This window comes from Vibrio paracholerae (assembly GCF_037672085.1).
Classification (GTDB): Bacteria; Pseudomonadota; Gammaproteobacteria; order Enterobacterales; family Vibrionaceae; genus Vibrio; species Vibrio cholerae.
Genome location: NZ_JBBHLM010000002.1, coordinates 753,136 through 774,494 on the forward strand (window position 1 = coordinate 753,136; position 21,359 = coordinate 774,494).

At 47.6% G+C, this 21,359-nt stretch carries 17 protein-coding genes and 1 tRNA gene; 9 read left to right on the forward strand and 9 right to left on the reverse strand.

The genetic code is table 11. From position 1 onward, the window contains the following. The first annotated feature begins 96 nt into the window (after positions 1–96). The 3 genes from R4537_RS08765 to cydX are packed head-to-tail and all read left to right on the forward strand — an operon-like array spanning position 97 to position 2,939. Positions 97–1,677 carry a cytochrome ubiquinol oxidase subunit I gene (locus tag R4537_RS08765; protein ID WP_000954629.1) on the forward strand — a complete coding sequence of 527 codons (1,581 nt, stop codon included), beginning with the start codon at positions 97–99 and terminating at the stop codon, positions 1,675–1,677. 11 nt (positions 1,678–1,688) lie between these two features. Beyond that, entirely contained in the window at positions 1,689–2,825 is a 1,137-nt protein-coding gene (cydB, locus tag R4537_RS08770) for a cytochrome d ubiquinol oxidase subunit II (protein ID WP_071179144.1), read from the forward strand. A gap of 12 nt (positions 2,826–2,837) precedes the next feature. Then, the gene (gene cydX / locus R4537_RS08775) at positions 2,838–2,939 is read left to right on the forward strand and encodes a cytochrome bd-I oxidase subunit CydX (RefSeq protein ID WP_071179143.1); all 102 of its coding nucleotides are present in this window, start codon (positions 2,838–2,840) and stop codon (positions 2,937–2,939) included. 96 nt (positions 2,940–3,035) lie between these two features. Here cydX and fadE read toward each other — a convergent pair whose 3' ends face one another. Beyond that, complete coding sequence (gene fadE, locus R4537_RS08780) at positions 3,036–5,480, reverse strand: acyl-CoA dehydrogenase FadE (RefSeq protein ID WP_071179142.1); 2,445 nt, start codon at positions 5,478–5,480, stop codon at positions 3,036–3,038. 317 nt (positions 5,481–5,797) lie between these two features. On the opposite strand from fadE, the gene lpcA reads away from it, so the two are divergent. Next, entirely contained in the window at positions 5,798–6,373 is a 576-nt protein-coding gene (gene lpcA, locus R4537_RS08785; protein ID WP_000284054.1) for a D-sedoheptulose 7-phosphate isomerase, read from the forward strand. 62 nt (positions 6,374–6,435) lie between these two features. Then, the gene (locus tag R4537_RS08790) at positions 6,436–7,281 is read left to right on the forward strand and encodes a class II glutamine amidotransferase (protein WP_000333368.1); all 846 of its coding nucleotides are present in this window, start codon (positions 6,436–6,438) and stop codon (positions 7,279–7,281) included. A 140-nt stretch (positions 7,282–7,421) separates the two neighbouring features. Here R4537_RS08790 and purN read toward each other — a convergent pair whose 3' ends face one another. After that, positions 7,422–8,060, reverse strand: a complete 639-nt coding sequence (gene purN, locus R4537_RS08795; RefSeq protein WP_000836541.1) for a phosphoribosylglycinamide formyltransferase — start codon at positions 8,058–8,060, stop codon at positions 7,422–7,424. Positions 8,061–8,062: 2 nt separating this feature from the next. After that, on the reverse strand, positions 8,063–9,103 hold the full coding sequence (purM, locus tag R4537_RS08800) for a phosphoribosylformylglycinamidine cyclo-ligase (protein WP_000016423.1): 1,041 nt from the start codon (positions 9,101–9,103) through the stop codon (positions 8,063–8,065). A 166-nt stretch (positions 9,104–9,269) separates the two neighbouring features. Between purM and upp the strand changes: the two genes are divergently transcribed. Together upp and R4537_RS08810 are read left to right on the forward strand one after the other, a co-directional pair. Further along, positions 9,270–9,896: a uracil phosphoribosyltransferase gene (gene upp / locus R4537_RS08805; protein WP_001887652.1), complete on the forward strand. Its 627-nt coding sequence runs from the start codon at positions 9,270–9,272 to the stop codon at positions 9,894–9,896. 347 nt (positions 9,897–10,243) lie between these two features. After that, positions 10,244–11,665: a sensor domain-containing diguanylate cyclase gene (locus R4537_RS08810; protein ID WP_071179239.1), complete on the forward strand. Its 1,422-nt coding sequence runs from the start codon at positions 10,244–10,246 to the stop codon at positions 11,663–11,665. Between the two features lie 95 nt (positions 11,666–11,760). Here the strand turns inward: R4537_RS08810 and rluF are convergent, their stop codons facing one another. The 3 genes from rluF to R4537_RS08825 form a co-directional block, all read right to left on the reverse strand. Beyond that, positions 11,761–12,747, reverse strand: a complete 987-nt coding sequence (gene rluF, locus R4537_RS08815) for a 23S rRNA pseudouridine(2604) synthase RluF (RefSeq protein ID WP_071179141.1) — start codon at positions 12,745–12,747, stop codon at positions 11,761–11,763. A 65-nt stretch (positions 12,748–12,812) separates the two neighbouring features. Next, on the reverse strand, positions 12,813–13,391 hold the full coding sequence (gene smrA, locus R4537_RS08820) for a DNA endonuclease SmrA (RefSeq protein WP_071179140.1): 579 nt from the start codon (positions 13,389–13,391) through the stop codon (positions 12,813–12,815). A 180-nt stretch (positions 13,392–13,571) separates the two neighbouring features. Then, positions 13,572–13,712: a DUF3149 domain-containing protein gene (locus R4537_RS08825; protein ID WP_000348345.1), complete on the reverse strand. Its 141-nt coding sequence runs from the start codon at positions 13,710–13,712 to the stop codon at positions 13,572–13,574. A 229-nt stretch (positions 13,713–13,941) separates the two neighbouring features. Between R4537_RS08825 and R4537_RS08830 the strand changes: the two genes are divergently transcribed. Continuing rightward, positions 13,942–14,018 (forward strand) — tRNA-Pro (locus R4537_RS08830). A gap of 68 nt (positions 14,019–14,086) precedes the next feature. Here R4537_RS08830 and R4537_RS08835 read toward each other — a convergent pair. After that, positions 14,087–14,953: a TraB/GumN family protein gene (locus R4537_RS08835; protein WP_071179139.1), complete on the reverse strand. Its 867-nt coding sequence runs from the start codon at positions 14,951–14,953 to the stop codon at positions 14,087–14,089. 446 nt (positions 14,954–15,399) lie between these two features. On the opposite strand from R4537_RS08835, the gene R4537_RS08840 reads away from it, so the two are divergent. Further along, positions 15,400–18,051, forward strand: coding sequence for a beta-N-acetylhexosaminidase (locus R4537_RS08840; RefSeq protein WP_071179138.1), 2,652 nt, complete (start codon positions 15,400–15,402; stop codon positions 18,049–18,051). 126 nt (positions 18,052–18,177) lie between these two features. On the opposite strand, the gene R4537_RS08845 is transcribed toward R4537_RS08840, so the two are convergent. After that, on the reverse strand, positions 18,178–18,618 hold the full coding sequence (locus R4537_RS08845) for a DUF411 domain-containing protein (RefSeq protein WP_071179137.1): 441 nt from the start codon (positions 18,616–18,618) through the stop codon (positions 18,178–18,180). Positions 18,619–18,626: 8 nt separating this feature from the next. Further along, a complete protein-coding gene (gene copA / locus R4537_RS08850; protein ID WP_071179136.1) occupies positions 18,627–21,347 on the reverse strand; it encodes a copper-translocating P-type ATPase CopA in 2,721 nt (906 codons plus the stop codon). Between the last annotated feature and the right edge of the window lie 12 nt (positions 21,348–21,359).

The following is a 21,359-nucleotide window of genomic DNA, read 5'->3' on the forward strand; positions in this document are numbered from 1 at the left end:
AAGTTGCAGCCCGCAACTTCAAGTGGCAAACGTCATCATTCGCACATTCATTTCTGATTATCTTACCTGCCATTTGGGTGGTGGGAGGGAGCCTCTATGCTTACAGATGTGGTGGAACTGTCACGGTTCCAGTTCGCCAGTACGGCGCTTTACCATTTTATTTTTGTTCCGTTAACCATTGGCTTGTCATTCTTACTGGCGATCATGGAATCGCTCTATGTGATGACCGGAAAAACCGTTTACAAAGACATGACTCGCTTTTGGGGGAAGTTGTTTGGGATTAACTTCGCCGTTGGCGTTGCCACGGGGCTTACTATGGAGTTTCAATTTGGCACCAACTGGGCGTACTACTCTCATTATGTTGGCGATATTTTTGGCGCTCCACTGGCGATTGAAGCTTTAATCGCTTTCTTTCTTGAATCAACACTCGTTGGATTATTTTTCTTCGGTTGGGATCGCCTTTCTAAGCGTCAGCACTTAAGCGTAACTTGGTTGACGGCTCTAGGCTCCAATTTTTCAGGATTATGGATTTTGATGGCTAACGGTTGGATGCAAAATCCAGTTGGTGCACAGTTTAACTATCAAACCATGCGCATGGAGATGGTTAACTTTACGGAGATCATTTTTAACCCTGTAACTCAAGTGAAATTTGTCCATACCGTTGCAGCTGGTTATACCACCGGTGCACTGTTTATCATGGGAATTAGTGCTTTCTATTTATTGAAAAAGCGCGATCTTCCCTTTGCGCGTCGCTCATTTGCTGTGGCTTGTGCCTTTGGTATGGCTTCTATCACCGCAACTTTACTGCTCGGTGATGAGTCCGGTTATACCTTAGGTGAAGTTCAACAGGTGAAGTTAGCCGCCATTGAAGCAGAGTGGGATACTGAGCAAGCTCCCGCCTCATTCACCTTATTTGGGTTACCCAATCAAGAAACCATGCACACAGATGCGGCGATTAAAATTCCTTATTTAATGGGGATTATCGCGACGCGTTCATTGGATGAGCCTGTCATTGGTTTAAAAGAGTTGATGGAGCGAAGTGAACAGCGCATTCGTAATGGCATCCTAGCTTACGGGTTATTGGAAGCCTTACGCAATGGTGAGGATTCACCGCAAAAGGTTGCTCAGTTTGAAACACTAAAAGGCGATTTGGGATACGGTTTATTACTCAAAAAATACACCGATAACGTGACCGATGCGACTGAAAGCGAAATTAAACAAGCGGTGCAAGATACCATTCCGCGAGTGGCACCTCTGTTTTGGAGCTTTCGCATAATGGTAGCCTGCGGTATGGCGATGTTCGCTGTGATTGGGTTTTGCTTTATCCAAATTTGTCGCCGAAAAATCGGTACTCAGCCTTGGTTACTAAAAGCGACAGTGTGCGCTATTCCCCTTCCTTGGATTGCCAGTGAAGCGGGGTGGTTTGTCGCTGAGTTTGGCCGCCAGCCTTGGGCGATAGGTGAGGTGCTGCCGGTAAATATGGCGGTTTCTCACTTATCAACCAGCGATTTATGGATTTCCTTAGGAGTAGTTTACTTGTTGTACAGCGTATTTTTAGTGATCGAAATGTATCTGATGGTTAAGTTTGCTCGGCGCGGTCCAAGTGCACTGCACACCGGTCGTTACCATTTTGAAACTCAAGATGGGCCCGGTTCTCTATCTCATGTACACCATTAAGGGAGAATACAATGTTTGATTACGAAACCTTACGTCTGCTGACTTGGGCGATTGTCGGTGTGCTATTGATTGGTTTTATCATCACCGATGGCTTTGATATGGGCGTTGCAGCGCTACTGCCCATTTTGGGACGCAGTGATGCTCAACGGCGAGTGATGATCAACAGTATCGCGCCTCATTGGGATGGCAACCAAGTATGGCTGATTGCTGCTGGTGGAGCGATTTTTGCTGTTTGGCCACTGGTTTATGCCACCGCATTTTCGAGTTTCTATTTAGCGATGATGTTGCTACTTGCCGCGTTATGGCTGCGCCCAATTGGTATGGATTATCGCTCGAAAATCGATAACCCGTCATGGCGTAAGGCGTGCGATAACGCACTGTTTATCAGTGGCGTTGTGCCGCCCCTCATCTTTGGCATTGGTTTTGGTAATTTATTGGTAGGAGTCCCTTTTCAGCTCAATAACTTATTGATGCTTGATTACCAAGGCCATTTTGGGGATCTATTCACGCCATTTCCGCTACTGTGTGGCCTGCTCAGCCTTGCGATGGTAGTCACTCAAGGTGCCACCTTTTTACAGCTCAAAACGTGTGATGATTTACGTGAACGATCTCGTAGAGTGTCGATAGTGGGTGCCAGTATGGCTTTGGCTTTATTTCTTCTCGGCGGTTTATTGGCCTCGAATATGGCGGGTTATAGCATACTCAGTCCTGTGACTAGGGATGAGGCTTCGAATCCTTTGCAAAAAGAGGTCGTCGTTGTGGCTCATTATCTACTGCATAATTATCAGGAGCATATGTCCTTATGGCTTATCCCTTGTTCTGGGCTTATCAGTTTACTCGCGAGCATCTGGGTAAATTCAAAAGGTGAGCCCGGATGGGGATTTCTATTCTCGAGTCTTGCAATCATGTGTATTGTTTTGACTGCTGCGATGGCGTTATTTCCTATGGTTATGCCTTCTAGCTTAGTGCCATCACATAGTTTGACGATTTGGGATGCGACATCTAGCCAGAAAACACTCAATATCATCACTATAGTCGCTATTTTCGTCATACCGGTCATTTTGAGTTATACCATATGGAGTTACTACAAGATGCTTGGTCGATTAGACAATGAGTACATTCACAACCACAGTTCTTCACTGTATTAAAGGAGATTATTGATGTGGTATTTCTGTTGGATTCTTGGTGTATTACTGGCATGCTCATTCGGAGTCATTAATGGACTATGGCTCGAAAATGTCGAAAATGAAGAGCAACAGTAATGGGGGGGCTCCCTGAGCTGATTGGCACTAAGTTAGTTTGATGGTATCTCGATAAAGCCGAGACTTTACCGTCTCGGCTTTATGATATTGCAGTACTTAAGCCACTTCAGCTTTACGTTGTGTGCGCTTTTTTGCGGCCAGCTCTTGTGGGGCAAAGTCATCGACATTGATGGTGTAGAGACGATGCGCTTCTGCTTCGCTCAGTAGTGCCGCTTCCTGAATGGTCAGCACTTTGGCTTCTAAGCCCAGCTTGGCGACTTCATCTAGTCCCATAAATGGGCGGCGTTGACCAAGCGCTTTGCACGCTTTTTCAAACAGTGGCTCAGCTTGTAAAATCACATTCAACGCTTGTTCTATCTTACCCGCAGGATTGTTATCACTCGGTGTTAAGTATTGGTGGCGACCAATTCTTGAACGTGTTTCACTCGGGGTTTGCAAGATCTGCGCGAGCTTGCTATCGAGCTTGTCACTTGGCGCTTTACGCACTCGGCCGAAAGGCATCATGAGTACACGTAATGCGCGGCCAATAATCCGATTCGGGAAGTTAGCCAAGAACTCATCAATGGCGATTTCAGTTTGGCGCAAACTATCTTGTAAGCCCCAATGGACCAGTGGTAAATCTTCGGCTGGACGGCCATCGTTTTCAAAACGTTTTAAGGTCGCTGAGCTTAAGTAAAGCTGGCTCAGAATATCCCCTAAACGCGCAGAGAGACGCTCTCTACGTTTGAGTGAACCGCCCAATACTGCCATGGAGATATCCGCAAGCAGGGCCAAGTTAGCACTGTAACGATTAAGCTGTTGGTAGTAGCGCTTGGTCGCATCACGGGTTGGGGCTTGTGAACCATAACCATCAGTCAAACCAAACCATAGACTGCGCACTAAGTTGCTGAGCACAAAGCCAACATGTCCAGCTAAGGCACTATCAAATTTCTCTACCGCATCAGAATGTTGGCTATAAGCCGCTTCCATTTCTCTGAGTACATAAGGATGGCAGCGAATCGCACCTTGACCAAAGATGATCATCGAGCGGGTGAGAATATTGGCACCTTCGACCGTAATGGCAATTGGAGCACCTTGATACCCGCGAGCAAGGAAGTTTGCGGGGCCTAAACAGATGCCTTTGCCGCCGACAATGTCCATCGCATCAATAATTGAGCGTTGTCCGCGGTGAGTACAATGATATTTGACGATTGCAGAAATTACCGAAGGCTTTTCACCGAGATCGATACCCGCGACAGTCAGGTTACTTGCTGCATCCATCACATAAGCGTTACCGGCTAGGCGCGCTAATGGCTCTTCAATCCCTTCCATCTGACCGATAGGTTGTTTGAACTGGCGGCGAATACGCGCATAAGCGCCTGTAGCGAGTGCCGCAGTTTTAATGCCGCCGGTTGAATTGGAAGGCAGGGTAATGCCGCGTCCCACCGAAAGACATTCCACCAACATGCGCCAGCCTTGGCCTGCCATTTTGGGACCACCGATGATGAAATCCAGCGGCACAAACAGATCTTTGGCACGGGTTGGACCGTTTTGGAAAGGCACGTTGAGTGGGAAGTGGCGATTGCCGATCTCCACGCCTTTAAGATGGGTTGGGATCAAGGCACAGGTAATGCCGAGCTCTTCTTTATCACCGAGCAGTCCTTCAGGGTCACGCAGTTTAAAGGCAAGCCCCAGCACAGTCGCCACTGGTGCGAGTGTGATGTAGCGCTTGTTCCACGTCAGGCGCATACCTAGAACTTCTTTGCCTTCCCATTGTCCTTTACAAACTACACCGAAATCAGGGATAGAACCTGCGTCTGAACCGGCTTCTGGACTGGTTAAAGCAAAACAGGGGATCTCTTTGCCTTCCGCTAAGCGAGGTAAGTAATAGTTTTTCTGCTCTTCGGTACCGTAATGTTGCAGCAGCTCACCGGGGCCTAAGGAGTTAGGTACGCCTACGGTTGAGGAGAGAACACCAGAAACACCGGTCAGTTTTTGCAGCACCAAAGATTGTGCATAAGCTGAAAATTCTAAGCCGCCATACTGTTTTTTGATGATCATGGCGAAGAATTTCTTCTCTTTGAGGAAAGTCCACACTTCTGGCGGTAAATCTGCCAGTTCATGGGTGACTTGGTAGTCGCTAACCATGGCACACACTTCATTGACTGGGCCATCTAGGAAGGCTTGTTCTTCAGCAGAGAGCTTCGGAGCTTGGATATTGTGCAGCTTTTTCCAGTCCGGCTTGCCTTTAAACAGTTCGGCTTCCCACCACACTGTACCGGCCTCTAGGGCTTCTTTCTCGGTCTGTGACATCGCAGGCAGTACTTTTTTAAACACTGCTAATGCTTTACCACTGATCAACGATTGGCGAACGGATGGCAGACAGAGCACGACGACGGCCGCCAAGTAGAGCGCCCAACCGAAAAAGCCAACTGGCCCAAACAGTGAAAGCGCTAGCATGGTGAAAGTCAGTGCTGCTAATGAGGTAAATAGGGATGTTCTTTGATACAGGCATGCGCCGAGAATCAAGAGCATGATTAAGGTAGAGAGCAAGATTTCCATACTGTTTTATCCTTTTTCAGACTCGCGTTTTCTATCAGTAGATACGAAAATTGCGACTCTAAGTTTAGTGGTCTAACCAGTTAAAGTGTAACCAAAATATTAATGAAATGTAAAACAGCATTTTGTCCGAAAGTGATCACGCTAGAGTAATCTCTCTACTCTTGCCGCTTCTTTAACGGTTGGATTTGCTAACGAGGAGTAAATCTTGCTTTTTGACTATCGACAGCTTCGCTTGTTTGGGTAAACTCAGGTGGATACTGAATTGAAGTGCCAAGCGCGCGAGTTCGGATAACTAATAATCAATAGAGAGATGCCTCATGTACCAGGATTTAATTAGAAGTGAACTGACCGAAGCGGCAGACGTTTTGCAGAAATTTTTGAGTGATGACCACAACATCGCACAAATTGAAGCGGCGGCTAAGCTGATTGCTGATTCGTTCAAGCAAGGTGGGAAAGTGCTTTCTTGCGGTAATGGTGGTTCGCACTGTGATGCCATGCACTTTGCTGAAGAGTTGACTGGGCGTTACCGTGAAAACCGCCCTGGTTATCCTGGTATTGCGATTTCTGATCCAAGCCATCTGTCTTGTGTGAGTAACGATTTTGGCTATGACTATGTTTTCTCTCGTTATGTGGAAGCGGTCGGAGCGAAAGGCGATGTTCTGTTTGGTCTGTCTACCTCTGGTAATTCAGGCAACATCCTAAAAGCCATTGAGGCGGCGAAAGCAAAAGGCATGAAAACCATCGCGTTAACCGGCAAAGATGGCGGCAAAATGGCGGGTTTAGCCGATGTTGAAATTCGTGTGCCACATTTTGGTTACGCGGATCGTATCCAAGAAGTGCACATTAAGATCATCCACATCATCATTCAGTTGATTGAAAAGGAAATGGCGTAACCCTACGCTCAAGAGCCCGGTATTAACCGGGCTACTGGTTTAAGTAAGGAGTGGTTTAAACCATGTGTGAATTGCTCGGCATGAGCGCGAATGTACCAACCGATATCTGTTTTAGTTTCACTGGCTTGATGCAACGTGGCGGGAAAACGGGTCCGCATCGTGATGGGTGGGGAATCGCCTTTTACGAAGGTAAAGGCTTTCGCACCTTCAAAGATCCCAATCCCAGCAGTCAGTCCAAAATTGCCGAGTTAGTTCAGCAGTATCCGATCAAAAGTCGTGCGGTGATCAGCCACATTCGTCAGGCCAATCGCGGTGGGGTGAATCTGGAAAACACTCATCCGTTTACCCGCGAGTTGTGGGGGCAGTACTGGACGTTTGCCCACAATGGGCAATTGACGGGATATCAAAATCTAGTCACTGGACGCCATCGACCAGTCGGTGAAACGGACAGCGAACTGGCATTCTGTTGGTTGCTGAATCAAATGGAACAGCGTTACCCCGAAGGTCCTCAAGATTGGCCTGAGATGCTGCGCTATGTTGCGCAGTGTTGTGATGAGCTTAGAGCTCTCGGTGTCTTTAATATGCTGCTGTCTAATGGCGAATATGTGATGGCGTATTGCACCAATCACTTGTATTGGATTACTCGCCGAGCCCCATTTGGCCGCGCGGCACTGCTCGATGAAGATGTCGAGATCAATTTCCAAGAAGAAACCACGCCGAATGATGTGGTGTCAGTGATTGCGACTCAACCGTTAACCGGTAACGAAACTTGGCAGCGTATGAAGCCGGGGCAATTCGCATTTTTCCATTTTGGAGAGCGGATAGAAGACAATGCACATGTGTTGATGGAGGTGGATTTTGCGCCGAATCGACCCGGATGTCAGGCACCAAGCCAACCTCTCGACTAAGCGATATACCTTTCCTACTTGAAGCTGCAGCGGTGTTGGCTATGTTCGTTCACCCCAATCACATAGTTTATGTTGTCTGGGAATAAAGAGTGGTACCAAAAGAAAGGGTTGAATGATTTCAACCCTTTTTCGATTGGAGATTATTCGGCCGCGTAACCGTGTATGCCGAGCGCTTCGCCATCTAAATAAGCTTTGCCGTCTTTCATTGCTAAACGCTCTTCGACAAACCATTTCACGACAAGCGGGTAGATGCGATGCTCTTGATCCTGCACGCGAGCCGTGAGCTCTTCGACCGTGTCATCTTCAAAAATCGGTACTTTGGCTTGCAGAATGACTGGACCGCCATCGAGCTGCTCGGTGACAAAATGCACGCTGGTACCATGCTCTTCATCGCCCGCGTGGATAGCTCGTTGATAAGTGTTCAGTCCCGGATACTTTGGCAATAACGAAGGGTGGATATTGATCATGCGCCCCAGATAGTGGCGAACAAATTCGCTACTGAGAATGCGCATGTAACCGGCCAGCACCACTAAGTCAGGAGCAAATTTATCCATTTGCTCCATCAATGCCGCGTCAAAAGCATCACGAGTTTCGTAAGCTTTGGGATCAATAAAACAGGCGGCTGCGCCAGCCTGTTTGGCACGTTCTAAACCGTAAGCTGTTGCTTTATTGGAAAACACAGCCGTCACTTTGCCATCTTGAATACTGGTTGCACAAGCATCAATGATCGCCTGTAGGTTGGTTCCGTTTCCCGAAATTAAAACAACAATACTCTTCATGCTTAGTTGATCTCTACCTGTGCTTCGTTGCTATTGGCGGCTGCGATTTCGCCGATGACCCATGCGGTTTCGCCTTCTGCTTGCAGTAGCGCAACGGCCGCATTGGCTTGATCTTTTGGCAGTGCAATGATCAAACCGACACCACAGTTGAAGGTGCGGTACATTTCGTGAGTGGTCACGTTACCTTTTTCCTGTAGCCATTGGAAAATCACTGGCCATTCCCAGCTCTTACCATCGATCACGGCTTTCGTACCTTCTGGCAATACGCGTGGAATGTTTTCCCAGAAGCCACCGCCAGTGATGTGTGAAATCGCATGAATGTCATGTTCAGCAATCAGCTTTAAGCCAGATTTGATATAAATCTTGGTCGGTGCGAGTAAGTGCTCACCAATGGTTTTGCCTGCTAACCGCTCATTCTTATCGGCTTTAGAGACTTCTAAAATCTTACGTACCAGCGAGTAACCGTTGGAGTGTGGGCCGCTTGAGCCAACCGCAATCAGCGCATCACCCACTTGTACCTTACTGCCGTCGATGATCTCTTCTTTTTCGACGACACCGACACAAAAACCTGCCACGTCGTAGTCTTCACCTTCGTACATGCCTGGCATTTCCGCGGTTTCGCCGCCAATCAGCGCGCAGCCCGCTTGCAAACAGCCATCGGCAATACCAGAAATCACTTCAGCAGCCGTATCCACATCCAGTTTGCCTGTCGCGTAATAATCGAGGAAAAACAGCGGCTCAGCGCCTTGAACAATCAGATCATTGACGCACATCGCCACCAGATCGATACCTATGGTGTCGTGTTTTTTCATATCCAGAGCGAGACGCAGTTTGGTACCTACGCCGTCAGTGCCAGAGACTAAAACAGGGTGCTTGTATTTGGTTGGCAGTTCACACAGTGCGCCAAAACCACCTAGGCCACCCATAACTTCAGGGCGACGGGTGCGCTTCACTGCGCCTTTAATTCGTTCAACGAGTGCATTACCTGCATCAATATCGACACCTGCATCTTTGTAGCTGAGAGATGGATTATTACCGCTCACGGGGAAGTTCCTCGGTCTAGTTGGATATGAAAACGGCGCTATTCTACAGGGCTTAAAACAAAAAGGAAAACGTTTGCGTAAGATTTTTATCCGGTTTTACAGTCGGAAATATCCACAAAATGAGTGTATAATCCGCAGGTTTAAATTAATGAAGCCGGAGTTGGACATGAAAATTGTTGAAGTTAAGCACCCTCTTGTAAAACACAAACTTGGCCTGATGCGTGAAGGCGATATCAGCACTAAGCGTTTTCGTGAGCTTGCAACTGAAGTGGCGAGTCTACTGACTTATGAAGCGACTTCTGACTTTGAAACCGAAAAAGTCACGATCGAAGGCTGGAATGGTCCTGTGCAAGTGGATCAAATTAAAGGTAAGAAAGTGACGGTTGTGCCTATCTTGCGTGCAGGTCTTGGCATGATGGATGGTGTACTTGAGCATATCCCAAGTGCGCGTATCAGCGTGGTCGGGATTTACCGTGATGAAGAAACTCTTGAACCAGTTCCTTACTTCAATAAGTTAGCCACTAATATTGAAGAGCGTATTGCCATGGTGGTTGACCCAATGCTGGCAACTGGCGGCTCGATGATTGCGACAATTGACTTGTTGAAAGAGAAAGGCTGTAACCAGATTAAAGTGCTGGTGTTGGTGGCTGCTCCGGAAGGGATTGCCGCTTTAGAAAAAGCGCACCCAGATGTTGAGCTTTACACGGCGGCGATTGATGAGAAGTTGAACGACAAAGGCTACATCGTACCGGGTCTTGGTGATGCCGGTGATAAGATTTTTGGTACTAAGTAATTTTGAATGAGGAAGCCACATGGCTTCCTCATTATCTTTCACCGTTCATAGCCCATACCCCACAGCCAACAGCGACACTCCCTGTCTATTTTTGCGATCTATTCCTACTTTTATTGCAATGGATTGCCAAAAAGTCGCGGATAAATGAATAGCCCTCACAGCACTGATGCATCTATCAGTTCTTTCTAACGCATCACCGAGAGTTAATGGCAACATAGCCAGTACTCGGTATGGTATATGGATTACTTTTCACTCATTACACCCGCTTATTAGAACAAAGGATGCGCTTCTGTTTTCCATTGATGGAGCAGAAGATTGAAGTAAGCAGTACTAGCAGGATGCTCATTATGACGCGAAAGAAATTTAGTTGGATTCTTGTCACCCTGATTATTTTGGGTTTTTTTGTGACGAGCTTAGTCAGCTATAAAGTGGCTCATGACACGCTTGAAGAGCAAATCAATAAAGATTCACTACCATTGACCAGCGATAATATTTATTCGGAAATTCAGCAGGATTTGATCCGGCCGATCTTCATCTCATCATTAATGGCTCAAGACACGTTTGTGCGCGAGTGGACTTTGGCGGGAGAGCAAGACCCAGAAAGGATCGTCCGTTATTTGCGTGAAATTCAGCGTCAATATCAAACGATCTCCAGTTTCTATATCTCGGATCGCACCGGCCATTACTACCATTATTCAGGCATACTTAAACAAGTGTCGGAATCGAATCCGAATGATGCTTGGTTTTATCGCGTTAAAAACTCCGCGCCAAATAAAAATTTTGAAGTCAATATCGACATAGATACCGCGAATAGTCAGCAAACTGTGGTGTTCGTGAATTACAAAGTGTTTGATTTTGAAAATCGTTTTCTCGGTGTGATTGGGGTTGGGCTGAGCTCTGATGCGGTTTCCGCGTTAGTCGAGAAATATCAAAAACGGTATAACCGCCACATCTATTTCATTAATGAATTGGGAGAGGTGACTTTACGCGGATCTCACCATCTCGGGTTTGATCAGATTCAGCAGCGTGAAGGGCTCAAAACCTTAGCCACTCAAATCCTGACCTCCCCGAGTGTGAGTGCCAGCTATTATGCAGACGGACAGAAAGTCTACCTCAATAGCCGTTGGGTCGATGAGTTTCAGTGGTACATCATTGTGGAGCAGAACGATGAGTTTAATCACGACATCTGGTTTAAAGCGACATTAGGCAATTTAGCCATCAGTGCTTTTGTGGCGTTGGGAGTGCTTGGTTTGGCGCAAATGAGTTTTCGAGGCTATCAAAAACGGCTGGAAGATATGGCGGTGCGCGATAAATTGACCGGAGCATACAACCGACAAGTTTTTGAAGAGCTCGTCGATGACGCTATTTCTTTGGCCAATAAAGAGAGTCACCCTTTAAGTCTGGCCGTGATCGATCTTGACCATTTCAAACAGGTGAATGACAACTACGGGCATCCTGCGGGGGATCTGGTTTTACAACGGGTGGTTGCACTGTGTCAGCGTCATATTGCTCAGGTAGGAACTTTATGTCGGTGGGGCGGTGAAGAATTTGTGGTTTTGCTGCCGCATATGACGCAGCAAGAAGCCTATCAGCGTATGGAGAGTATCCGCGTTGAGATTGCTATGCACGCTAGCCAACCACAAGTTACTGTCAGCATTGGTGTGGTGCAATACCAGCAGAATGAGAGTTTGCTACATCTATTCAATCGCGCGGATCAAGCTATGTATACCGCGAAAAGCGAAGGGCGTAATAAGGTCGTTGGTTTGTGATGGATAAGCAAAGTGGGGGAAGCCAAGACTTCCTCATTTTTGCATTAAAGCCCCCCAGCTAGGCTAGGGGGTTCAGCTTGGAGATAAAACGAAATTTATTTCGATTTTCTGAGGCTTAAAGTGCCACCGGTGCGCGGTGTTGGCTTTGAACCTGACGCGGTATTGGATGATAGGCTAGACGGACGACGCTGCGCTTTTTTCGAATTTGGCGCATGGCGAAACTCTTGTGCATTTTTACCATGGTAGGTTTTGGGGTTACGGCGCGCTTTGGATTCTTGATTGGCTTCACGGCTATCAAACAGCTTGGCATCGGTCGCACGTTTAATCGTGTCACCACTTTGCGCGACTCGTGAGGCTTCTTCTGTACCGCTGGAGTCTTCACACATAGCCAGAATCTCGCTCACTTCCGCTTCGCTTAAATAACGCCATTTACCGTTTGGAATGCCATCCAGCGTGATGTTCATGATCCGCACGCGGCGCAGTTTAAACACTTCATATCCCAAGGCTTCACACATGCGACGAATTTGGCGGTTCAGTCCTTGAGTCAGCACAATACGAAATGAATATTGCGTCTCTTGAGTCACTTTACAGGGCAGAGTTACCGTATCGAGGATGTTCACCCCAGAAGACATTTGACGGATAAATTCAGGCGTAATGGGTTTATCGACTCGAACCACGTACTCTTTTTCGTGGTTATTTCCCGCACGCAGGATCTTATTCACGATATCGCCATCATTGGTCAGAAAAATCAGGCCATCAGACGGTTTATCTAAACGACCTATTGGGAAAATACGTTTGTGGTGACCAATGAAATCAACGATATTTCCCGGAACATCACGTTCCGTCGTACAAGTAATGCCAGTGGGTTTGTTTAAAGCAATATAAATTGGACGCTCTTTGCTACGCAGAGGCTTACCGTCAATACAGACTTCATCTTGCTCGGTGACTTTGCTTCCCACTTCTGGCTGTAAGCCATTGAGGGTCACTCGCCCTTGCTCAATCAGTTTGTCGGCTTCACGGCGTGAGCAATAGCCCGTCTCACTGATGAATTTATTGAGGCGTTTTTCAGTCGGTTGGGACATACAATCTCCTAACGTTTCACAACGGATGGTGCACAAAATCCGCGCATTCTAACAGCTTTACCTACTTAGCCAAGCCGTTTCTGGTGACGCTCACGGTTTTCGGCTTTTTTCTCGGCACTCTTACGAAGTAAGGCATAAACCGCGCCGGTGCCGCCATGTAAGCGTTGAGCTGAGTGAGCACACTGCACTTCGCTGATTTGAGTCAGCCAATGGCTGACAAAACTTTTCATCAGCGCTGGTGGGTTAGAGCGCTCGCCACGGCCATGCACAATCAGTAGGGTGCGAATATCCATCGCCATACATTGGCGAATAAATTGGATCACTTCACTGCGTGCTTCTTTGAGTGTTTTTCGATGTAAGTCTAAGCGTGCTTGAATGGGGTACTTACCCAATCTGAGTTTGCGATATACGCCATCTTGAACGCCATCCCGCTTAAATTCGAGCATAGAATCAGGCTTAAGCATGGGGGCATGATCGATGGATAGCGCATCGGGGTCATGGTCTGCCAAGCTTACTGCCGCTTCTCGCTTAGCCAGTTGAGCTTCGGTGACTTGGTGGGCCTTTTTGAGTTCAACCGTATCATGGTTGATGGTTTTTACATCGCCCATCATTTGTTGAAACAGTGCTAAATCCTCTTGCGACATAACGGCACATCAAAGTTATTTCACATGGCGCTGATTATATACTTCTCATTTAGCAAGTTGCACGGAGTTGTGCGTGGAAGGGGAGTGATGTTGAGGATAAATGCACAATAAAAAACCGGAGCAGACACGCAGTCGGCTCCGGTGCATAGCGTTTTCTATCTTTCAATAGAGGCTAGCGATCTAGTGAGGAGATTTGTCCGTCATCACTTTGTAGATGAAGAAACCGCCATAGAACAGCATAAGACCAAAAGCGCCTAAGATGACTATCATTGAAGAGAGTCCAACTGCATTACCAAAAAGAAGATCGAGCCAGAAGTCCATGTTTCCTCCAAAGTGTTGAAGACGAGTTAACGTTAAATTCTGGCTATATTTGCAGCACTGATCTGGATCAATTGTGTTGCATAGGTTGCTTATATGTTTCTAATGTTGAGTTATGAGTCACATTTTTTACGTGCTTTGCTGCTGTTTTAACCGAACGAGAGAAACTCAATAGAAAGTCTGGCTTCAGGGCTTGCGCTTCAAGAAAGAACGAGTAACATACGCAGCGTTCCGGTGAATAGCGCAGTTTGGTAGCGCATCTGGTTTGGGACCAGAGGGTCGGGGGTTCGAATCCCTCTTCACCGACCATATTTAAGGCCTCAGCATTTATGCTGGGGCCTTTTTGCTTTGTTGCGTTGGCGTATCTGCTTGGTTATTTACAAAAATGAGCAGCTTGCCGTTTGGCTTTGGTTAAGTTTCTGGATGCTAAAGCCTTTTTGCTCAAGAATACTGAGCAAGCTCTGCTTGCCAATCAAATGCAAAGTGCCGACGACCACCAGATAAGGTTTGCCTTGTTGTGGTAAGAATTGAGGGTGAGTGAGCTTCTCTGCCCAATCCTGATTACGCTCGGTGAGCATTTGGGCTTCCAATTCAGCAGACATACCGGTGAGTGTGAGCATTTGTAGCAAATTCTTCTCATCTCCTTTTTTCCAGCTTTCAATCATGCACTCGGTGAGTTGGGTATTGTTTTCCCATTCATCGATCAAACTCACCAGTAATTCCTGCCCTGAGTTGGGTAAGTGCGCTAACAGATCCACTTGAAATTGTAAGGTTTCTAGACTGAGTATAGGCAGTTGATGCTGCTCAGCTTGTTGCATGAAATAAAGGTCGATGCCTCGATCGGCTTGATACCCCATCTCTAAAAATTGGCGCATTTGCAGGATAAGGCTGGCTGACCATGGGGGTAGTTGGCGGATCTGCTGGGCATCCAACCTCAGTTGCTGCGCAATCCCATCCAATACAAACAGTTGTTCATCGCTTAAAACCTGCTCACTGCTCACCGTCGTTGCAGGCAAAGTGATGTTGGATTGGTGACGGATATCCGTCTCCACGACTAAGCCTGCGCTTTGTTTTAGCTTTTGTGCGAGTTGGTCAGGCAATGGATAAAGCTGATCGCTGCCCACATGCAGAGAGCCTAAGAGGATGAGTTGTGTCGAACCTTTGGTTGCTGACCAGTACAAGGGTTCTGCGTGAAGAGGTTGGATAAATAGCCATAAAAGACAGCAAGCGAATCGTGTGAGCATGGAATGCGTGAACTCCTTTAGGTTCGGCAAAAACGTTACTTTAGCAGTGAATTAACGGATTTGACGGAGCTTGAATCATGATAAAGCTCACATCTTGTTGATTTGTTCGAGCCAACTCACGATTTGTTGCCGCAATCTTGTGTGATGTCGATCGGCTTTCTTTGCGTAACGCGGATTGCTAAGTGTGATCTGGATTGAAAGAAATCTCGTCAAAAATGAAGTGTCGATTTTAACGTTGTTTCTATATTTTTGAAATTTAAGACTTTTATCTTGATGTCAATTTGTAAAGTTTGAACATGATCACTTGGCTAAAGGATTAATTTTGCGCTTAGAAAAAAGTGCCGCTAAATATCCCTGAATTTTAGGTAAAGCCATTGGCTGATGTCGTTGTGAGATTGGGTGCAGGCAGAGCATCCCTCATCGTTAACTAATTTAGGGTCATTATTATGCTGAAGAAGAGTCTTATCTCGATCGCGGTATTCACTTCATTAAGTGGCTGCGCACTCAACACTACGTCACCACAAGAGGTGGTAGACACATTAGCGAATAACTTGGATGTGCAATACCAAGTGGTCAACAATCACGGCGCGGATACTGGTTTGGCTTGTCAAACTCTAGAAGCTGAGTGGGCTTCTTGTAACCAAGTGAATATGACCTTGGTTAACCGTGGTGAGGCGGTCAATTCAAAAGATTGGGCTATTTACTTCCACAGTATTCGCTTGATCCTCGATGTGGGTAATGACCAGTTCAAAATTACTCGCGTTACCGGCGACCTACATAAACTGGAACCTACCGATAAGTTTGATGGTTTTGCCGCAGGTGAAACGGTGACTTTGCCGCTGATTGGTGAATACTGGACGCTGTTTGAAACGGACTTTATGCCACGCGCTTTTGTCACCGCACCCGATGCCGAGCCAAAAGTCATTGCGGCTTTAAATACTGAGGATGTGGCAAGCTTTGTCAACGGACTTGAGGGTGAAAACCTTAAGCGCACTCCGAGTGACAACAATGTATTCGCTCAAGCGCTGTCTCGCTTTGAAAAGAACAGTGATGTTGCGCTGCAAGATGTGACACACGCACTCATCCCAACGCCATTGCAAGTGAAATCGCATAGCGGATCAGTCTCTATCGCGAAAGGTATCGCGCTGCCAAGCAAAGCGTTTGACGGTGAGCAAATGCAAGCGCTGAATGAGCGTGCACAACTGCTTGGTGTGAACTTAAAAGGCGTAATGCCAGCGCAAGTGGTTATCAACCCTAAATCATTTAAAGGTGATCTGGCCAAATCTGGCGCTTATCGTTTAGCGATTACGGATAAAGCCGTTAAAGTGACCGCGTTTGACCAAGCAGGCGCGTTCTATGCGATGCAATCGCTGCTGGGTTTAGTCGATATGGCCGATGCCACTCAACTGCCAAAGGTTGAAATCGTCGATGCTCCTCGTTTTGATTATCGCGGTGTGATGGTGGATGTGGCGCGTAACTTCCACTCGAAACAAGCGATTCTAGCGACCTTGGATCAAATGGCGGCTTACAAAATGAATAAGCTGCATCTCCATCTGACCGATGACGAAGGTTGGCGTATTGAAATTCCGGGCTTACCTGAGCTGACGGACATCGGCGCTCAACGCTGTTTTGACCCGAGTGAAACAGAATGTGTATTACCACAATTGGGTTCTGGTCCAAACGCCGATAACTTTGGCTCTGGTTATTTCACCAAGCAAGATTATTTAGAGATCCTGCAATACGCGAAAGCACGTCATATCGAAGTGATCCCTGAGATTGATATGCCAGCGCACGCTCGTGCGGCCGTGGTTTCAATGGAAGCGCGTTACCAACGTTTAATGCAAGAGGGCAATGAGGCGGCGGCCAATGAGTTCCGTTTGCTGGATCCGCAAGATACCTCTAACGTGACGACCGTGCAGTTCTATGACCGCATGAGCTTTATCAACCCATGCTTAGATTCGTCAAAGCGCTTTGTAGATAAAGTGATCTCTGAGATTGCGGCGATGCACCAAGCGGCGGGTATGCCTCTGACAACGTGGCACTTTGGTGGCGATGAAGCGAAAAACATCAAGTTGGGCGCAGGCTTCCAAGATGTGAATACCCAAGAGCCAGTAAGTTGGAAAGGCAACTTGGATCTGAGTAAGCAAGATAAGCCATTTGCGCGTTCGCCGCAGTGCCAAAACTTGATTGCAACAGGTGCGGTGAGTGATTTCGGCCATTTACCAAGCTACTTTGCTGAGCAAGTGTCTAAGTTGGTTGCCGAGAAAGGGATTCCTAACTTCCAAGCATGGCAAGATGGCTTGAAATACAGCGAAGGCGAAAAAGCGTTCGCAACCGAAAATACACGTGTGAACTTCTGGGATGTACTGTACTGGGGCGGCTCTGCTTCTGCGTACGAATGGGCTGAGAAAGGCTACGATGTGATCATCTCTAACCCTGACTACGTGTACATGGATATGCCTTACGAAGCTGACCCGAAAGAGCGTGGCTACTACTGGGCTACCCGTGCAACCGACACTCGTAAGATGTTTAGTTTTGCACCGGAAAACTTGCCACAAAACGCAGAAACCTCACTGGATCGTGATGGCAATGGCTTCAGTGGTAAAGGCGAAGTGAAAGGTAAGCGTTTCTATGGTCTGTCTGCGCAGCTTTGGTCTGAAACCGTACGTACTGATGAGCAGTATGAATACATGGTATTCCCTCGCGTACTCGCCGCTGCTGAGCGCGCATGGCATCGTGCGGAGTGGGAAAACGCCTATAAAGTTGGCGTCGAATATTCGCAAGAGACTCAGTTGGTTAACCATAAAGCGCTGAATGCAGATTGGAATCGCTTTGCTAACGTATTAGGTCAACGTGAGCTGGCTAAACTTGAGAAAGCAGGCATTGATTACCGCCTCCCAGTTCCGGGAGCCAAGATCGAGAACGGTCATTTGGCCATGAACGTTCAGTTCCCAGGTGTCACACTGCAATACTCACTGGATGGTCAAACTTGGTTGGATTATGACGCGAAGCAAGCACCGAAAGTGAGCGGAGAAGTTTGGATTCGCTCGGTGTCTGCCAGCGGTGAGCGCACTAGTCGAGTCACTTCGCTGAAATAATCGAGCACTCATTTCACTCAATGGATAACGAAAGCCTCCGCATGCGGAGGCTTTTTTGTCTGTAAGAATATTCGCTATAAATCACATGGTTAGTGCATCATGTTCTAGGTTGCGATAAGAATACCATCAGTTACCTTGATAAGAGCGGTATTCAAACACTTGTCCGTGCTCATTAAAGGCATACACCGCATAACTGTCTTTCTTATCGCCATATTCCATACCCGGTGAACCCATAGGCATTCCGGGAACCGCGAGCCCTTTGGCATTTTTCGGTGGGTTAGCCAGAAAGTCTTTGATGTCTTGCGCTGGAATATGGCCTTCAAATACATAACCGCCGATCTCTGCGGTATGGCAAGAAGCTAGCTTAGGTTTTACGCCAAGTTGCTGCTTAATGCTGTCCATGTTGTCATGCAGCACTTCTTTTACCGTAAAACCATTCTCTTCCATGTGTTTGGTCCATTCGGTGCAACAACCACAATAAGGAGATTTGTGATTCACTACCTGAGTAGCAAGCGCTTGTCCTGAAAATGTGGCCAATAGGGCGAGTATCATCATTGTGCGTTTCATGGTGTACCTCATTGAGAATGTTGATCGAAAGAAATTTTGCTCCAGCGCAGGCGATTGGCATTGCTGACCACGGTGATCGAGGAGAGCGCCATCGCCGCACCGGCGACAACTGGGCTGAGTAAAAATCCAAACGCTGGGTAAAGCACACCCGCTGCGATAGGAATGCCCAGCGTGTTGTAAATAAATGCGCCAAACAGGTTTTGCTTCATATTGCGCAGTGTGGCTTTTGACAGCTCAATCGCGCTCACCACACTGGTTGGTGATGAATTCAAAAGGGTCATCTGTGCGCTCTCAATGGCTACATCACTGCCACTGCCCATGGCAATACCAATGTCAGCTAGCGCTAAAGCTGGGGCATCATTAATTCCATCGCCAATCATGGCGACTTTACGGCCTTGTTGTTGCAAAGCTTGAATGTGCTGCGCTTTTTGGTCGGGCAGCACTTGCGCTATCACTTGCGAGATACCGAGCTCTTTGGCAATCGCATTGGCAACCGAAGCGTGATCGCCAGTCAGCATCACGGTATGAATTCCAAGCTCATTGAGCTTACGTACCGCTTGCGCTGAGGTGGGCTTGATCGGGTCGGCAATGGCTAACACGCCTTGCAACATGCCACGATAAGCTACCGCAACTGGCGTCCACGCTTGTGCTGCAAATTGTTCTAGAGTTGATTCAGCCATCGACAAATCAATGCCTTGTTCTTGCATAAAAGCGAGAGAGCCAACCCGCACGGTTTGATTCTGGTAATCGGCTGAGAGGCCACGTCCACGTTGGTTAGTGAATTGGCTGATCTCTACTGGACTAATATTGCGTTGTTTCGCGTAATCACAGATCGCTTTAGCCAGTGGGTGTTCTGATTGCTGCTCAAGGGCATAAGCTAGGGCAAGTAATTGGTTTTCATCACCCTGCAACACATGCAGTGATTGAATACTCGGTTTGCCTAAGGTCAGCGTCCCCGTTTTATCAAACACCACGGTATCTACCTGACTTGCGGTCTGCAGTACGTTGGCATCGCGAATTAAAATCCCCATCTCTGCCGCTTTGCCAATACCCACGGTAATCGAGAGCGGAGTGGCAAGCCCCAAAGCACAAGGGCAGGCGATGATTAATACAGTGGTCGCAACGACCAACATGTAACTGGCTTTAGGATCGGGGCCATACAGATACCAAAGTGCGGCAGACAAGATGGCAATGACAACAACAACGGGCACGAAAACAGAGGAAATCTGATCGGCTAAACGAGCCATCGCCGGTTTACTGCTTTGCGCTTGTCTTACCATCTGGATAATCCGAGCCAGCATGGTTTGCGCACCAATGCCAGTAGCGGTGATCACTAAGCTGCCATCTTGGTTCAATGTGCCCGCTGCGACTTTCGCGCCGGCTTCTTTGAGTACAGGAATGGGTTCGCCCGTGAGCATGGATTCATCCAGATAAGAGTGACCAGTACTGACTACTCCATCGACAGGGACTTGCTCTCCGGGTTTGATGCGCAGTGACATGCCCAGTTGAATATCAGCGACGGCGATGGATTGATCGCCTTGTTCAGTCACCAACGTTGCTTGCTGTGGTTGTAAGTTAAGCAAGGCTTGCAGTGAGCGATTAGTATTGCTTTTGGCTTTGGTTTCAATGTAATGACCCAATGAAATCAAACCAATGATCATGGCGGTCGCTTCAAAATAAACATGGCGCGCTGCATCCGGAAACGCTTGCGGCCAAGCTACTACGAGCATGGAGTAAAACCAAGCTGCGCCAGTGCCCAATGCGACTAGGGTGTCCATGGTCGCTCTGCCATGAGTCAGTGCTTGCCACGCATTCATAAAGAAGTGGCGGCCGGCGGTGAGCAGCAGTGCGAAACAGATGACGCCGATTCCACCCCAGACCATTTGATCACTGCTATTGCGGATCATCATATTGCCGCCAAACACGCCCCACAGCATTAAAGGCGCACCCAGAGCGATACCTAATAAGGCACTCTGTTTATGCTCTTTTTGTAAGGCTTCTAATTGCGCTTGTTGTTTGGCTTGCGGCTGCGCGGGGTCATCCAAGATCTCGGCTTGGTAGCCAGCACGTTGAATTGAGTTAAGCAGTGGTTGCGGATTGGTGAAATTGGCTTTCACCAAGGCACTTTGCTCTGCGAGGTTGACTTGTGCACTCTGCACTCCCTCAACAGAAAGCAGGGCTTTTTCCACCGATGCGACACAACTGGCGCAGGTCATCCCTTTAATAAGCAGAGAGAGCGTTTGGCTAGACGCTTCGGCGGGTTCTGTATTCGAGGAGTTTTCAGCATCAGGCGTATCGGTTTTCTTCTCATCAATAGAGGCTGCTGGCGCAAGTGTTGATTCTGCTTCTGCTTTTATAGCCTGATAGCCCACTTCCGCCACCAGCGCTTGCACTTGCTCAGTGGTTAAGGTTGTAACCAGCGAAAGCCACTCTTTACTGACTTGCAGTTTGGCAATCTCTGCCTGCGCGCTGAGGTGCGTGGTCAGTTTATTCACACAGCGACCATAGTTTAAACCTTGTAGCTGATAAGTTTGCTCAGTACCGCCTTGATAACCCAGCGATTCAATACTGGTGAGCACCTCAGTTAAGGTGGCATGGGTATGCAGTTCAATCGAGGTTGGCGTCAGCGTTTCGATCTCAACGGTGAGATCTTGATTGAGTTGGCGCTCCAATTTTTGCGCACAGCCCATGCAGTTCAGGCCACGCAGCGCTAAAGCAAAATGGTTCATGATCACTCCTCC

What these genes read in the sequence shown, in the direction of transcription:
- R4537_RS08835 (WP_071179139.1), bottom strand. Translation starts at nt 14,953, where the DNA reads ATGCTCACACGATTCGCTTGCTGTCTTTTATGGCTATTTATCCAACCT.
- rluF (WP_071179141.1), bottom strand. Translation starts at nt 12,747, where the DNA reads ATGTCCCAACCGACTGAAAAACGCCTCAATAAATTCATCAGTGAGACG.
- cydX (WP_071179143.1), top strand. Translation starts at nt 2,838, where the DNA reads ATGTGGTATTTCTGTTGGATTCTTGGTGTATTACTGGCATGCTCATTC.
- fadE (WP_071179142.1), bottom strand. Translation starts at nt 5,480, where the DNA reads ATGGAAATCTTGCTCTCTACCTTAATCATGCTCTTGATTCTCGGCGCA.
- smrA (WP_071179140.1), bottom strand. Translation starts at nt 13,391, where the DNA reads ATGTCGCAAGAGGATTTAGCACTGTTTCAACAAATGATGGGCGATGTA.
- copA (WP_071179136.1), bottom strand. Translation starts at nt 21,347, where the DNA reads ATGAACCATTTTGCTTTAGCGCTGCGTGGCCTGAACTGCATGGGCTGT.
- R4537_RS08810 (WP_071179239.1), top strand. Translation starts at nt 10,244, where the DNA reads ATGACGCGAAAGAAATTTAGTTGGATTCTTGTCACCCTGATTATTTTG.
- purN (WP_000836541.1), bottom strand. Translation starts at nt 8,060, where the DNA reads ATGAAGAGTATTGTTGTTTTAATTTCGGGAAACGGAACCAACCTACAG.
- R4537_RS08765 (WP_000954629.1), top strand. Translation starts at nt 97, where the DNA reads ATGCTTACAGATGTGGTGGAACTGTCACGGTTCCAGTTCGCCAGTACG.
- R4537_RS08840 (WP_071179138.1), top strand. Translation starts at nt 15,400, where the DNA reads ATGCTGAAGAAGAGTCTTATCTCGATCGCGGTATTCACTTCATTAAGT.
- R4537_RS08845 (WP_071179137.1), bottom strand. Translation starts at nt 18,618, where the DNA reads ATGAAACGCACAATGATGATACTCGCCCTATTGGCCACATTTTCAGGA.
- R4537_RS08790 (WP_000333368.1), top strand. Translation starts at nt 6,436, where the DNA reads ATGTGTGAATTGCTCGGCATGAGCGCGAATGTACCAACCGATATCTGT.
- upp (WP_001887652.1), top strand. Translation starts at nt 9,270, where the DNA reads ATGAAAATTGTTGAAGTTAAGCACCCTCTTGTAAAACACAAACTTGGC.
- R4537_RS08825 (WP_000348345.1), bottom strand. Translation starts at nt 13,712, where the DNA reads ATGGACTTCTGGCTCGATCTTCTTTTTGGTAATGCAGTTGGACTCTCT.
- lpcA (WP_000284054.1), top strand. Translation starts at nt 5,798, where the DNA reads ATGTACCAGGATTTAATTAGAAGTGAACTGACCGAAGCGGCAGACGTT.
- cydB (WP_071179144.1), top strand. Translation starts at nt 1,689, where the DNA reads ATGTTTGATTACGAAACCTTACGTCTGCTGACTTGGGCGATTGTCGGT.